Raw genomic sequence first — 308 nt, forward strand, 5'->3', positions numbered from 1 at the left:
TACTTCGGAGGTGCAAGCGCGGTTGGGACTATTCGGCAGCGGATCGCATCAAGAAAGAGACCTGCTATATTTCACCATCACCACGCGATCGGTGGGAAAAAACTCTACCGATGAACGCAATAGTTATTTATCCCTAGCCCAATCCCCGGGATGGGAAAAAACTATTCCGATGAGCGGAATAGTTATTTATGCTTAGTCCAACTCCAGGGATGGAAAAAAACTATTCCGATAAGCGGAATAGTTATTTATGCTTAGCCCAATTCCCGGGATGGGAAAAAAACTATTCCGATGAGCGGAATAGTTATTTA

At 44.5% G+C, this 308-nt stretch carries 1 protein-coding gene; it reads left to right on the forward strand.

The window, feature by feature from the left end:
* The coding region (locus tag LKK83_RS01260; RefSeq protein WP_324628931.1) for a hypothetical protein at window positions 1-196 on the forward strand (196 nt) is incomplete at its 5' end.
* Between the last annotated feature and the right edge of the window lie 112 nt (window positions 197-308).

The sequence above is a fragment of the Phormidium sp. CCY1219 genome (genome assembly GCF_035615515.1).
Classification (GTDB): domain Bacteria; phylum Cyanobacteriota; class Cyanobacteriia; order Cyanobacteriales; family Laspinemataceae; genus CCY1219.